The organism is Vibrio sp. vnigr-6D03, from assembly GCF_002835515.1.
GTDB classification, from domain to species: Bacteria; Pseudomonadota; Gammaproteobacteria; order Enterobacterales; family Vibrionaceae; genus Vibrio; species Vibrio penaeicida.
On the sequence record NZ_PIZL01000001.1, the window covers coordinates 317,872 to 331,473 of the forward strand.

15 protein-coding genes are annotated in these 13,602 nt (G+C 45.3%); 10 read left to right on the forward strand and 5 right to left on the reverse strand.

What is annotated here, in order from left to right:
- Positions 1–2 precede the first annotated feature (2 nt).
- The 3 genes from CW749_RS01385 to CW749_RS01395 are packed head-to-tail and all read right to left on the reverse strand — an operon-like array spanning position 3 to position 2,853.
- Positions 3–1,307: a TRAP transporter large permease gene (locus CW749_RS01385; RefSeq protein ID WP_101110083.1), complete on the reverse strand. Its 1,305-nt coding sequence runs from the start codon at positions 1,305–1,307 to the stop codon at positions 3–5.
- Positions 1,304–1,822 (reverse strand): TRAP transporter small permease, encoded by a 519-nt coding sequence (locus CW749_RS01390; protein WP_101110084.1) that lies wholly within the window; start codon positions 1,820–1,822, stop codon positions 1,304–1,306. The genes CW749_RS01385 and CW749_RS01390 overlap by 4 nt, the downstream gene beginning before the upstream one ends.
- Positions 1,822–2,853: a TRAP transporter substrate-binding protein gene (locus CW749_RS01395; protein WP_101110589.1), complete on the reverse strand. Its 1,032-nt coding sequence runs from the start codon at positions 2,851–2,853 to the stop codon at positions 1,822–1,824. Before CW749_RS01395 ends, CW749_RS01390 begins: the two co-directional genes overlap by 1 nt.
- A 264-nt stretch (positions 2,854–3,117) precedes the next feature.
- Between CW749_RS01395 and CW749_RS01400 the strand changes: the two genes are divergently transcribed.
- The 6 genes from CW749_RS01400 (at position 3,118) to CW749_RS01425 (ending at position 8,507) form a co-directional block, all read left to right on the forward strand.
- Positions 3,118–4,251: a homogentisate 1,2-dioxygenase gene (locus CW749_RS01400; protein ID WP_101110085.1), complete on the forward strand. Its 1,134-nt coding sequence runs from the start codon at positions 3,118–3,120 to the stop codon at positions 4,249–4,251.
- Between the two features lie 75 nt (positions 4,252–4,326).
- Positions 4,327–5,313, forward strand: a complete 987-nt coding sequence (locus tag CW749_RS01405) for a fumarylacetoacetate hydrolase family protein (protein ID WP_101110086.1) — start codon at positions 4,327–4,329, stop codon at positions 5,311–5,313.
- Positions 5,314–5,507: 194 nt separating this feature from the next.
- Positions 5,508–6,122, forward strand: coding sequence for a maleylacetoacetate isomerase (gene maiA / locus CW749_RS01410; RefSeq protein ID WP_101110087.1), 615 nt, complete (start codon positions 5,508–5,510; stop codon positions 6,120–6,122).
- A gap of 189 nt (positions 6,123–6,311) precedes the next feature.
- The gene (locus CW749_RS01415; protein ID WP_101110088.1) at positions 6,312–7,079 is read left to right on the forward strand and encodes a hypothetical protein; all 768 of its coding nucleotides are present in this window, start codon (positions 6,312–6,314) and stop codon (positions 7,077–7,079) included.
- Positions 7,079–7,492: a hypothetical protein gene (locus tag CW749_RS01420; protein WP_101110089.1), complete on the forward strand. Its 414-nt coding sequence runs from the start codon at positions 7,079–7,081 to the stop codon at positions 7,490–7,492. The genes CW749_RS01415 and CW749_RS01420 overlap by 1 nt, the downstream gene beginning before the upstream one ends.
- Positions 7,493–7,625: 133 nt before the next feature.
- Positions 7,626–8,507, forward strand: coding sequence for a LysR family transcriptional regulator (locus tag CW749_RS01425; protein WP_101110090.1), 882 nt, complete (start codon positions 7,626–7,628; stop codon positions 8,505–8,507).
- 21 nt (positions 8,508–8,528) lie between these two features.
- Here CW749_RS01425 and CW749_RS01430 read toward each other — a convergent pair whose 3' ends face one another.
- Positions 8,529–9,680 carry a crosslink repair DNA glycosylase YcaQ family protein gene (locus CW749_RS01430; RefSeq protein WP_101110091.1) on the reverse strand — a complete coding sequence of 384 codons (1,152 nt, stop codon included), beginning with the start codon at positions 9,678–9,680 and terminating at the stop codon, positions 8,529–8,531.
- Positions 9,681–9,903: 223 nt separating this feature from the next.
- Here CW749_RS01430 and CW749_RS01435 point away from each other — a divergent pair, with 223 nt between their 5' ends.
- From CW749_RS01435 to CW749_RS01450, 4 genes are all read left to right on the forward strand, one after another.
- Complete coding sequence (locus CW749_RS01435) at positions 9,904–11,115, forward strand: acetyl-CoA C-acetyltransferase (RefSeq protein ID WP_101110092.1); 1,212 nt, start codon at positions 9,904–9,906, stop codon at positions 11,113–11,115.
- A gap of 26 nt (positions 11,116–11,141) precedes the next feature.
- Positions 11,142–11,798, forward strand: coding sequence for a CoA transferase subunit A (locus CW749_RS01440; RefSeq protein WP_101110590.1), 657 nt, complete (start codon positions 11,142–11,144; stop codon positions 11,796–11,798).
- Positions 11,798–12,463 carry a 3-oxoacid CoA-transferase subunit B gene (locus tag CW749_RS01445; protein WP_101110093.1) on the forward strand — a complete coding sequence of 222 codons (666 nt, stop codon included), beginning with the start codon at positions 11,798–11,800 and terminating at the stop codon, positions 12,461–12,463. The genes CW749_RS01440 and CW749_RS01445 overlap by 1 nt, the downstream gene beginning before the upstream one ends.
- A 289-nt stretch (positions 12,464–12,752) precedes the next feature.
- Entirely contained in the window at positions 12,753–13,262 is a 510-nt protein-coding gene (locus tag CW749_RS01450) for a GNAT family N-acetyltransferase (RefSeq protein ID WP_101110094.1), read from the forward strand.
- Positions 13,263–13,309: 47 nt separating this feature from the next.
- Here the strand turns inward: CW749_RS01450 and CW749_RS01455 are convergent, their stop codons facing one another.
- On the reverse strand, positions 13,310–13,516 hold the full coding sequence (locus CW749_RS01455; protein WP_101110095.1) for a DUF3565 domain-containing protein: 207 nt from the start codon (positions 13,514–13,516) through the stop codon (positions 13,310–13,312).
- Between the last annotated feature and the right edge of the window lie 86 nt (positions 13,517–13,602).

The following is a 13,602-nucleotide window of genomic DNA, read 5'->3' on the forward strand; positions in this document are numbered from 1 at the left end:
GGCTATCCACCGTACAACCAATTGGGTAGCGCTAAAGACAAAGCAGGGATAAGTGCGATAAGCACTAGCCTAATCATGTCTGCAGTCCAAAACGGTACAATACCGCGAAAGATCGTTTTGGTCTTTATGTCTTTCATCACGCCAGATAATACAAACACATTCATTCCCACTGGGGGGGTTATCAAGCTGATTTCTGTGACCACCACCACCAGAATGCCAAACCATACTAAATCAAAGCCTAAACTTTGCACTAATGGGAAGAAAATAGGCACAGTCAGTAAGAGCATCGACATACTTTCAAAGATACACCCCAGTAGAATGTAGATAAGTAAAATCACAGCCAACACCATAAATGGCGTCATATCCATACTGGTGACAAAAGATAACAGCGCATCCGTAAACCCTGCACGATTGATGAAGTTGGAAAATATCAAAGCAGAGATCACCACACTGAACAGAACAGCTGTCGTTTTCGCCGAATCCAGCAACACTTCATGCAGTACTTTTACTGTAAGCTGCTTCTTCAAACCAGCAATGGCTAACGCACCGGCAGCACCAATCCCAGCGGCTTCCGTTGGCGTAAAAATACCCGCGTAAATTCCCCCCATAACCAGTACAAACAGCGCAATAGTGGAAACGACACCCTTCAAGGCGACCCATCGCTCTTTCCAAGGCATTTTCGCCATTGGAGGCGCAGAGCTAGGGTTGCGATACACCGCCCACCTAACGGCCGCCAAATAAAGTACAACGCCAAGTAGCCCAGGGACCAAGCCAGCTGCAAAGAGTTCTCGGATACTGGTTTCTGTCAGTAGCCCATACACCACCAGCATCACGCTTGGAGGAATAAGGATTCCAAGAGTGCCACCTGCTGCTATGGATGCCGCTGCTAGGCTATCTTTATAGCCATATTTACGCATGGGAGGCATCGCCACTTTAGACATCGTCGCTGCAGTGGCAAGGCTCGAACCACAAATGGCAGAAAACCCACCGCACGCCAGAATGGTCGCCATCGATAAGCCACCCTTACGGTGCCCAACGAACGCGTTACTGGCGGCATACAACTCCTGCGATAAACCAGCACGATTAACCAAGTTACCCATCAAGACAAAGAGGGGGATGACCGACAAACTGTAGTCTTGCCCCGTATCGATGATTCTTCGAGCCGCCATGGATAATGTTGCAGTCCAGTTGTAATCAACAAGCGCACCAAACCCCACAAACCCGACGATCCCCATCGCATACGCCAGAGGTATTCTAAGCAGCACTAAAGCAAGCAATGCCGCAAAACCAATCAAAGTTACCGTCATGATTGCTCTGCCTCCGTTTCATTGCCAGACATGGGTCCCTTTTTGGCAAGATACAAAACCGCCAATAACAGAGTCATTACCATTGAGAGCCAGCCCGCCACGGAAATAAAGTACATCACGTAGCCCAGTGGAATCGCCAAAATATCGGTTTCTTCTTCGTACGAAAGTGAACGTGTTCCAAGCCCCCACACTTTCCACGCAACCAATCCAAGTGCAAAAGCACAGCCTAAGCTAATCACAAATTGGCGTAAGCTCACCATGGCTTTAGGGAACCAGTCATCAAGTAGATCGACGCAGATATGCTCTTCATTCCATGTTATTAAAGGAAATGCCGCGAACACCACCATTGCTAGCATGATCTCCACTAATTCAACACCACCGGGTAACGGCGCATTAAAAAAGTAACGACCCACCACATCAATAACGGTTATTACCAGCATCAGTAACAACGCCACTGATGCCAGTACCTCCAAACACCGGCGAATCCCGCCCGCGAAGTTGAAGACCAGATTCATTACTCTGCTCCTAACGCTTTTACTTGATCGCGATAGTAAGCCAGCGCTCCTTCAGGATCGGAGATACGACGTTTTTTAGCTTTCTTCAACCATGCTTTTTCCAGACCTTGAGCGTAAGCCTTCGCTTGCTCTATCATGGCTGGAGACGCTTCTTGTATATTGCCATTTTTCGCCAAAGTATCTTCTACACCTGCTTTATCGGCTTGATCCATCATTTGACCAAACAAGCGAGAAAGCTTTTCTCCAGATACTGACAAAACAGCTTGGCGATCTTCATCCGACAAACCATCCAACGTATCGGGGTTCATCAAAATACTGAAACTGCCGCGATATAAGCCGCCAGGGAATGTCACAACATTTGGCGCGACTTCATTGAGACGAAAACTCTTTAATGTCTCCAGTGTGAAAAAGGCACCATCCACAACACCTTGTGACAGAGCTTCATACACTTTGGTGGGCGGCAGAGCCACAGGCGCAACCCCCATATTTTTACCAATCGTCGACATCACATCGCCTGCAATGCGCATTTTCTTGCCTTTTAAGTCCTCGAAAGAATCGACTTTTTTGCGTGTAATGATAGAACCGGGACCGTGAACACCCACACCAAGGACGACTAATCCTTTGTGTTCTTTTCCTTTTTTAAGGTATTTATCGAATACGCGCCAATAGGCGATTGATGCGTCTTCCGAGGATAATGTGTTATCAAACGTAGGGATCTCAGGTAGCTTGGTCAGTTCGAATCGACCCGGTTTGAACCCGTGGAAAAACCAAGTTACATCGCCGATGCCGTCAGCGATCATATCGGCTTGTGCCGGCGGCGGACCCATATTGTATTCCACTTTGATTTTTACTCGCCCGTCCGTTGCTTCATTCACCCACTGACCCCAAGTCGGCCAAACAACCTTGTTGATACCATGATTTGGTGATGCCCACGAACTCACAAGCAGTGTTTTTTCAGCAGCAATTGAAGGAAAAGACGTACTTGCACACACCATTGCTAGCGTGCCAGCAACCCAGTTTAACTTCCTCATGTCGAACTCCATTTGGTTTCTTTTGTAATTGTATTTTTAGTGCCAGTCATTCCTTTATTTAATGATGAAACCATTCGGTTAAATCATAACCAGCCATAAAAATAAATCACACAGAAGTATCAAATGCAACAAAAAAGTAACTATATTGATAATTAAATGTTGCATTTACTGCATTCATTTGGCTAACATACCTTCAAATTAGTTTCATTTGTAACTATTAGCCAGAAACAGAACATATTATCGAGACAAGCCAAGGAGATGGTTATGCGTAAATGGTTTTCTTTTCCACTGAAAGAGGGAGAAACCTCGGTTCAGGCGCACTGCGACTTACCCAGTAATGCATTTGAACGAGAAGTAGGGAAAGAGGGTTTTTTCGGTCCTGCGACTCATATGTATCACGAACATGCACCTACAGGTTGGAGTGAGTGGGAAGGCGATTTACGCCCACACGCCTTCGACACCAATAAAGTTGAAGCTGATGAATCGTGCCCGCTATCTGCTCCGTGCCTACTGAAAAATGGCAATGTACAAGTCAGAATTTGGCGAACCAGCGCCAATATGCAACATTTGGTTCGAAACGGTGACGGTGATGAATGTCTATTTATCCATCAGGGATCAGGCTCGTTGTATTGTGACTATGGGCACATGACCTTTAGTGAAGGCGATTATTTGGTTATCCCCCGCTCTACTTCTTGGCGCATAGAAACCAACGAGCAAGTGGTTATGTTGATGATAGAAGCGACCAACAGTTCATACATGAGTGCCGAACGCGGAATACTCGGAGAGCACGCCATCTTTGATCCTGCAGTTCTGGTTCATCCCAAAATTGATGACGCTTTTAACCAACAAAAAAGTACAAGTGAACAATGGAAAGTTCGCATCAAAAGCCGCAATCGCCTTAACAACGTGACTTACCCTTTCAATCCGCTAGATGCCGTCGGTTGGAAAGGCAACCTCACAGTTTTCCGCTTAAACTGGCGAGATATTCGCCCGCTCATGAGCCATCGTTATCATCTTCCGCCATCTGCTCATATCACATTTGTGGCTAATGGGTTTGTCATCTGTACCTTCGTTCCGCGTCCGATTGAATCGGATCCCGGTGCCCTTAAAGTGCCGTTCTATCACAATAACGATGACTACGATGAAGTGTTGTTTTACCACAAAGGCAACTTTTTCAGCCGAGACAACATTGATGCAGGCATGATCACGCTTCACCCTTGTGGATTTCCACACGGACCGCACCCTAAAGCTCTCGCTGCAAGCCAAGCAAATCCTAAAAAAGAAACCGATGAAGTTGCTGTCATGATTGACACCCGAGCGCCTTTAGACATAACGGAAGCGGCAGCGTCTGTCGAAAACCCGGATTATGTGTACTCATGGCGCACACCTGCAAAGTAGGGTGCATCAACAAAATAACTCATATTGGACTGTAAGATTTCAAAAAACTCATAATAAATTAGAGGAGAACACTGGATGAAACTCGCATCACTCAAGCATGGAAGAGACGGCGATCTTATCGTCGTTTCGCGCGATCTATCTCAAGCAACGTTAGCGACCGACATTGCCCCAACTCTCCAGCACGCGTTGGATAATTGGGCAGATACGTCTGAACAACTCGAAGTACGCTACCAAGCGTTAAACGCTGGAAACGTGAATACCACCTTCCCATTCAATCCTGAAGATTGCGCTTCCCCTCTTCCTCGCGCTTTCCAGTGGGCGGACGGCAGCGCCTACGTGAACCACGTTGAACTGGTTCGAAAAGCAAGGGGAGCAACCATGCCCGAGAGTTTCTGGACCGACCCGTTGATGTACCAAGGCATGTCCGACGGGTTCCTAGGACCGAGAGATAATATCGAACTGGCAGACGACAAATGGGGCTGTGATTTTGAAGGTGAAATTGCTGTTATTACTGGTGATGTTCCAATGAGTACCCAACCTGAAAACGCAGAACAACACATCAAACTGCTGATGCTGGTCAACGACGTTTCGTTGCGTAATCTTATTCCAGGCGAATTAGCTAAAGGGTTTGGGTTCTTCCAATCAAAGCCTGCTTCTGCTTTTTCTCCCGTAGCAATCACGCCAGATGAACTGGATACGGCTTGGAATGACGGTAAGGTACACCTTCCGCTTCATGTTCATCTCAATGGGGAAAAGTTTGGATCGCCAGAAGCAGGCGTCGACATGACGTTTAACTTCCACCAGTTGGTCGCGCACGTAGCAAAAAGTCGCCACCTCGCAGCAGGGACCATCATTGGCTCGGGCACAGTTTCCAACATCGATCGCAGTAAAGGTTCATGCTGCTTGGCCGAAAAGCGCATGCTTGAAATCATCGATTCTGGTGAACCTTTAACGCCGTTTATGACCTACGGCGATAGAGTAGAAATTGAAATGTTTGATAAAGAGGGTAACTCTTTGTTTGGCAAGATCGACCAAACGGTTACTCAATATCAAATAGATTAGGTATGAGTTAAGTGGCTTATACCAATCACAGTAAGTAAGTGCTCATAAATAGCGAAGGAAAAACGCTTGAGAACAAGGCAAAAAATTTCGATAAGTAGTTATTCTACAATTAAATTTTTTAACGCAGTTATCGAGTGTTTTAACAAGCTAGAATGAGTAATTGCTTACTAAGATTGGTATTATAGGAAGTGCTAATGAAATTATACGATTACGTCCGTTCTACTGCGGCTTATCGAGTAAGAATTGCCTTAAACTTGAAAGGGGTAGACTACGAGTCTATTCCTGTCTCATTGCTGGATGGCGACCAAAACAGTGTGGAATACCTTGAAGTGAATTCCGCTGGCTTAGTGCCTTCTTTGGAAACGCAAGGAGACATTATTACTCAGTCGCTCGCGATCATCGAATACCTCGATGAGCTCTACCCAGAGCTGCCCTTATTGCCTGAGCACCCAATCAAACGAGCGCAGTGCCGTGCCCTAGCCTACGACGTCGCGTGCGACATGCATCCACTTAACAATCTTCGAGTGTTAAAGCATTTAACCGGCGAATTGGCGCAAAGTGAGGAAGAAAAGCTTGCTTGGTATCACCACTGGTTGCAGCAAGGTTTTGAAGGACTAGAGAAGAAGCTGTCTAAATCAGACACCGCATTTTGTTGTGGCGATAGCCCCACTCTTGCCGATATCTTTTTGGTCCCTCAAGTATTCAACGCCCGCCGCTTCGAATTCGACCTCGCGCCATATCCTAGGCTGGTCGAGATTGAAAGTAACTGCCTAGCGTTATCTGCTTTTTCGGACGCCAGCCCTAAATAGCCCGTCGCCCTGCACCGCAGGGCGGTTTTCCGCCCCTTTTTTAACTTCCACCTCAACTAAATGTAATTGTTAGAATAATCATCCATATTTCAATGTGGTGTGAATCGCATTACTTAGCAGCGTAGATAGCAACCAAATCTCTTTAAAATAAAATCTGGTTAATTTTCAAACAATTGAGTTAACTACCATATGAGCCCCTACCCAATAGCCTTACCAAGGCTTGATCAAGATTTGAAAAACAATCATGAAACTGCGTACGTCTTATCTGTAGAGCAATTAATAACCATCGCAAAAGAGAACAAGATACCCATTGCACAACAAATAGGTGGGAATGCATCCGTTGCCCTAGACCTACATACGTTAACTAAAATAGTGCGTGATTTAGGAGTACGAGGAAAAGTTGTTCAGAAAACGGTTTCTGGAAAGACCTACGTAATTTTCAAAGGCTGGCCTCGCAACCGTAGAATTTTCAAGGGCACTAGATACTTAGCTAATAATATGAAAGTTATGGATATGGCAATTGGTAAAGCGGCTATAAAGCAATCTGTACGAAGTGGCGCTCGACTAACTCTATTCTTTACAGTCCCATTAAGGATTATTGAGCATCTGTTTAAGGATAGGTTTCTACTTTCTGAGCTGTTTGCAGACCTTGCCTATGACTTACTTACCATTGGTATCGCAGCGATATTCTCTGCTGCAGCCGCAGTAGCTATTGGGACGGTAACGACTGTAGCAGCCGCACCTCTTGCAATAGCTATTTTGGTTGGACTTGCCACAACTTGGGCAATGGATAAATTGAACGGAAAATTTGGGTTAACCAAAAGACTTGCTCAAATCTTAAGAGAATTCGAAGATAGCACGCTGGGTGAGTTTAGAAGAGGTTTGTGGGAAATCGAAAAAAGATTAAGATGGCAAATAATGAACGGAAAGCCCGTAGGGAAAGGGGTATTTTATTAATGATTTTCAGAGCTTTCAAAATAGCTACTTTCATTACAAGTCTAGCTTTTAGTTCCATTTCTCTCGCTTCAAGTCCAATTAGCTGCGCGTTACTAAACGATGGCTATTTGGAAAACGAAGGAAAGATGATTGTCGCCAAACCAGTGTCCCTCACGCCAAATTATCAAGAAGCGAAAGTAACTATATTCTCTGATTCGGCTATTGAAATACTATTAGCAAGTGCAGTTATCGTAGAACATTCAGTATCTAAACCTTTCGTTAGCGCATTTGACACTATCATTCTCAAGGGAGACGAGGCGATTCGAATCCGAAGCTCTATTAGAGATAGTGCAACAGATTCAATGGGATCTCACATAACCTTACAAAAGGGTAAGAAATCACTTTTAGTGACATGCGACTCTATTTCTAATTGATACTAGCGCATCTAGCCGACCCTGCACCGCAGGGCGGTTTTCCATTCAAACTCACACTTTCAATCCAATCTCAGCCAAGATATTTTGGTTTCGTTTAAAGTCCATTGAGTAAGAAAAGTAATCAAGGATGGGTATGCTCGACAAAATGGCGTTTTTTGTTTCGGTGATTAGGACCGGCTCTATTTCCGCAGCAGCAAGGGAGTTTGAGCTTTCCGTTTCAGCTGGGAGCCGTTGGTTGCAAGAGTTGGAGCAACATTTTGGCATGACGCTTTGCCATCGATCTAACCGACTTCTTACCCCAACACCTGCGGGCCAAACCCTGTTTGATGAGTTTGCTCCTATAGTGGATAGCAGCGACCAAATACGCCGAAAGTTAGAAGGCTTTCAAAGCGAGAATAACGGGCACATTAACATTGCTTGTACACCAGCGTATGCCAATAATTTTTTGATGGATAAGATTTCTGATTACATGAAATCTCACCCTAAAGTCACATTCAATCTTACAGTAACACCATGGGCGCTCGACCATTCCGACAGAGCCGATTTGATCATCAGCGCCAACGCTCATTACCAAGGTTATCGAGACCGAGATGTACATCTCGTTCGCCGAGAGCTGATTTCGGAACCCTTTGTGGCCATTGCGTCACCAGAATATCTAGCTAAAAACGGTAAACCCGAAACTCCTACCGACATCACCTTGCACCAATGCCTATTCGCGACCACCTTAACTGGCAGTAATGATTGGATATTCAAAAAGGATGATGAAACCCTAATAGTGAAGGTGCCAAAATCACTGGAAGTAAACGACAGTGACCTGCTTCTCCAGGGGGCATTAAAAGGCGCAGGAATTGCTTATCTGCCCGAATTCATCGTGAAAAACGCTCTTGAAAACCAACAGCTCATCCAACTGTTAAGTGAATACGACACAAGCTTGTGGAGCCTCAACTTGTTCTACCAGCCACAAAATAAGGCGTCTCCTGCGGCGAAGCAGTTTAAGACCTTTTTGCTGGAGTAATGTCCATAAAGCGAGCAACAATCAACGTTCAGAGATCTTAAAAATTTCATACTTTTCACACTGGTTGAACACACTGAAATCCATGAGTTCTTGTTCTAATGCCTCTAAGAATTCCGATTTCTTTTTCAGTGAAGCCTCTATAAATAAATGGATCACATTCAACGTAGAGGTGCCTTTATCCACCTTACAATCTGCCCTCGCGACTAATTCCCCATTCCATAAAATGGGCAAACAAAAGTAGCCAAATTGGCGCTTTGCTTCAGGCACATAACATTCGATTAAGTAATCAAAATTGAAGAATACACTGGCTCGCCTTCTTTGAATAAGAAGGTTATCAAACGGTGAAAGAATTTTTGCTCGTTTACGATTCAGGCGTGTATCCAATAAAGGTAAAGATTCTGAAAGTGCCCAATAACCGTTCCCTTGAACTTCAAGTTCAACAATTGTGCCTTCATCGCATAAATCATGGAGTGCTTGAGTCACATTGGCTTTCACATCCTTGAGCAAATAGATCATTTCAGAAATTGTTCCAAGCCCATGTGCTTTCAAATAGCAAAGAACTAAAAAATGCGCATGCTCTTGCGATGTCGGTACAGAGGTATCGATTTCCGGCGTCAGTACACGCTCGGTTAAGTCGTACACTTTCTGAAAACCTCGACGCTCCGGAATCATTAAGTCTCCCTGCATAAACAGGTATTCCAATGCACGTTTGGCAGGTTTCGCTCCCCAGCCATTAATTTTTGTGCCTTTCGAATCAAAATCTTTGGCGAGCAGTGGTCCTTCTTCCTCTATACGTTTGATCACATGGCTCATTAGCTTCGTATCTTTCTTGTACCAATGCCCTTGCTGGCCAGATTTAATGGCTATTTTACGAGGTAAGGTGTAACGAAAGTTCTTCATTGGCAGAAAAGAGGCGGCATGTGACCAGTACTCCAGCACTTTATTTTCAGCGACAAGCTTTTCAAGATGATCAGGTTGGTAATTGGGGTTGCGGCTCCACAACACATGGTGATGCGCTCGCTGAACCACTGAAATGGTATCTATCTGAATGTAACCAAGCTGCTCAATCACCTTTAACGTATGTGAAGTGGAGTGAGACTTAGGAGATTTGGGCGGTAACCCTTGTGAAAGTAGCGCTAGTTTTTGGGCTTGAGATTGGGTTAATGAAATCATATAACGCATTTCCCCAGCTTAGTTTGCCTTGGTTCTGTAGTTGTTTGAATCCCTTTCAACGCGATACTCCTCAAGTATAAGAATGGCTATTCTGCCGCGATTCTTCATACATTTGTATCTCACCTTGCAAATATGCAAAGTGGCTTTGAATTTCTGCTTATAACACCCTCAGTCCGTTCTTTCGTACACTGAGATTGACGTATTCAGGAACAAGAGTAAGCAGATGGAAGCCATTTATATCGTTGCGGCAAAACGCACACCTATTGGAAATTTCAATGGTGGTCTGTCGCCACTCAGCGCGGTGGAGCTTGGTGCTCATGCGATCAAAGCCGCTATCACGCAATCCAATATCCCTCCCGAGAATATCGATGAGGTGATCGTCGGCAACGTACTTTCCGCTGGAAGTGGAATGGGACCGGGCAGGCAGGCTTCCATTAAGGCAGGCATACCTTCGTCTGTACCCGCTTACACGCTCAACATGATATGTGGCAGTGGAATGAAAGCGATGACCGATGCCGCCAGCCACATCCGAGCCGGCGACGCACAAGTCGTCATGACCTGTGGTATGGAAAGCATGTCTAACGCAGGATTTGTTGTTTCTGGTGATAACCGCCGTGGGCACAGAATAGGCAATCAAACCATGGTGGATACCATCATGCATGACGGGCTCACCGATGCATTCTATCAATACCCTATGGGCATCACAGCGGAGAACATTGTCGAGAAGCTGAACCTTTCTCGCGAAGAGCAAGACCAATACGCACTCCAAAGCCAACTTAAAGCCGTTCGCGCCCAAGATGAAGGCAGATTTGACCAAGAAATAGCGCCCGTCACTGTAGCAACCCGCCGGAAAGAAACGGTTGTTGCACAAGATGAATTCCCCAAACGCGACTGCACGTTGGAACAACTGCAAGCACTGCGCCCTGCCTTTAGTAAATCCGGCTCTGTCACCGCTGGTAATGCTTCTGGCATCAACGACGGAGCATCCGCAATATTACTGGCGAGTGAAACTGCTGTTAAGCAATTAGGGCTCACACCATTAGCCGAACTTGTTGAATATGGTCAAGCAGGTATTGAGCCGGAAATCATGGGGCTTGGTCCAGTCAATGCCATTGCCAATACGCTTAAGAAAGCACATATGAGCCTCAATCAAATTGACTGTTTTGAGCTTAATGAAGCGTTTGCTGCACAATCCCTGGGCGTTATCAAACAGCTTAGTGAGCAACATAGTGTTTCCCAAGATTGGATTCTTGAACGCAGTAATTCCAACGGAGGCGCAATTGCGCTGGGGCATCCAATTGGAGCATCCGGCAACCGAGTCGTGACTACATTGGTGTACGAGCTCAATCGCTCAAAAGCAAATATAGGCTTGGCGTCTTTGTGTATTGGTGGTGGCATGGGAACCGCTGTCATTCTAAAGCGAATCGGGGCATAGCTATCATGCAGAAAGACGAAAAGGTCATGAAGAAAAAAATAGAAAAATCAGGCGTTGCCTCTCTCTTAAAAGATGACATGACGATCATGATCGGTGGGTTTATGTCGACTGGCGCACCTGAAGGTTTGATTGATTTATTGATTGAAAATGACATTAAAGACATCACATTAATCAGCACCGACACTGGTTATCCGGAACACGGTGTCAGCCGACTGATCGCCCAAAAGCGAGTAAAAAAGCTCTACGCTTCCCACATCGGGTTAAACCCTGAAACAGGGGCACAGATGAATTCGGGCGAGCTGGAAGTTGAGCTTGTTCCTCAGGGCACTCTAGCTGAAAGGATAAGAGCTGGTGGGGCTGGTTTGGGGGGTGTCTTAACCCCGACTGGGCTAGGCACCTTAGTGGCAGAGGGAAAAAGAACGGTGGAGGTCGATGGAGAAACTTTTCTGTTAGAGACGCCACTTAAAGCCGATTTGGCGCTGATTCGCGGCTCCAAAGTCGATGCACGCGGCAATGTCTTCTACAACAAAACCACCCAGAACTTTAACCCTATCATGGCAACCGCCGCAGAGACCGTGATTGTTGAAGCCATCGAGCTGGTGGACATTGGCAGCATACAGCCGGAAGCCATTCATACTCTTAGCTTGTATGTCGACCACATCTACCAGAAAGAGGCATCCTGATGAGTAAATCCAAACAAACAATCAGACAACGCATCGCCAAGCGTGTAGCCCAAGAGTTTAACGATGGTGATGTGGTGAACTTAGGCATTGGTTTACCTACTCTGGTTGCCAATGAAATTAGCCCAGAAATAGAGATTCTCTTTCAGGCAGAAAACGGCTTACTCGGTATTGGCGAAATGGCGGATGAAACCCAAAAAGACTGGGATTTGGTTAACGCCGGAGCCCAATACATCACCGCCATTGAGGGGGCTGGGTATTTTAATAGCGCCGACTCATTTGCCATTATCCGCGGTGGTCATGTCGATGCAACCGTTTTGGGTGCATTAGAAGTGGACGAACAAGGCAATCTGGCCAACTGGATAGTGCCGGGGAAAATGGTGCCGGGAATGGGAGGTGCGATGGATTTGGTCGTCGGAGCCAAGAAAGTCATCATTGCGATGGAACATACCGCCAAAGGGAAACCCAAACTTCTTAAACAATGCACTCTCCCTTTAACCGCCACCGGTCAGGTCGACATGGTGGTGACAGAACTGGGCGTATTTGAAATCACGTCTCAGGGAATGGTCATGACTGAAATCGCTGAAGGTGTTCGTTTCGATGAGGTTCAGAGCCAGACTGATGCCCCGCTTATCCCTTCCCCTTCAATGAAAATTATGAACAGTTAACGAACGTTATCTTTAATACTCCAAGATTTAAAACAAACGGTACCTCCAAAAGCGGTGAATTCGCGGTATTCCACCTTCATGGATGCCGAGTGGTTATAAAAATTTATTATGTTCACTCGGCTTCTAGGCTCCAAATCCCCCACACTACGTGACCGTGTCACTTTAACTAAATGAAGATCCTATAGTCGGGTCAAGTATTGAGTCTTTGAAACAATTTAAACCAACACAATGCATTGAAAGTCAGTATCATCCGTTAAAAGGATATTCATGATTTCAAGGAGATAGGAGAATGGAGATTAGAATTCGGGAGGCAGTCTTAGAAGACGTATCCGAAGTAGCACATACTCATGTTACATCGTGGCAGGCAGCATATCACGGTCTTATGCCTGACGAATTTATTAAACAACAAACTATTGAGCGCAGAACCAAACTGTGGACAAACGTGATCAGTAAAAGCCTCGCCAATTTACTTGTCGCCGAAGAAAATCAGAAAATCGTCGGTTTTATCAGTTTTGAAAAAGCTCAACCCAATCTCTCATCTCAGAGTATCGAAATCAGCTCTATTTACCTTTTACCAAGCCATTTTGACAAAGGGATTGGTTCTAAGCTTATGGAAGAATGCGAATTGAAATTGGCATGCTCATCTGTAAGCCAAATCACGTTATGGGCACTGGATACAAACAAATCTGCTCTGACTTTCTATAGAAAACATGGATTTATCGAAACAGGGAAACGGAGCAAGGAACGTTTAAGTTCGGTGGTTCTCAACGATTTGGAGTTGGTAAAAACATTGGTATAAACTGGCAACCTAAGTAAGAATATCAACCAATACATAGACCTAGCGGGCTAAATCTGATCTTTTGGTTCACCTAAATCGCATTTTTTGCAATTCAATTTATAGCCCAACATAGAATCACGACCTGTCTCCGTTTCAACCCAAGGTCTATTTATAAAGGGAGGTTTATTCCGGACATGTTGAAAATGACCGCACTGTAATTCCGCCACCCAATCATCAAAACCATCTTTATGGTAACCGACAATGGACTGTTTCATCTTTCTCAATAACTACGCAACGTTTGTTTAAGTTGCTGTGAGGCTACCACAAGAGTCTAGCTATTTATAATTAAGTAGTTAGCTGT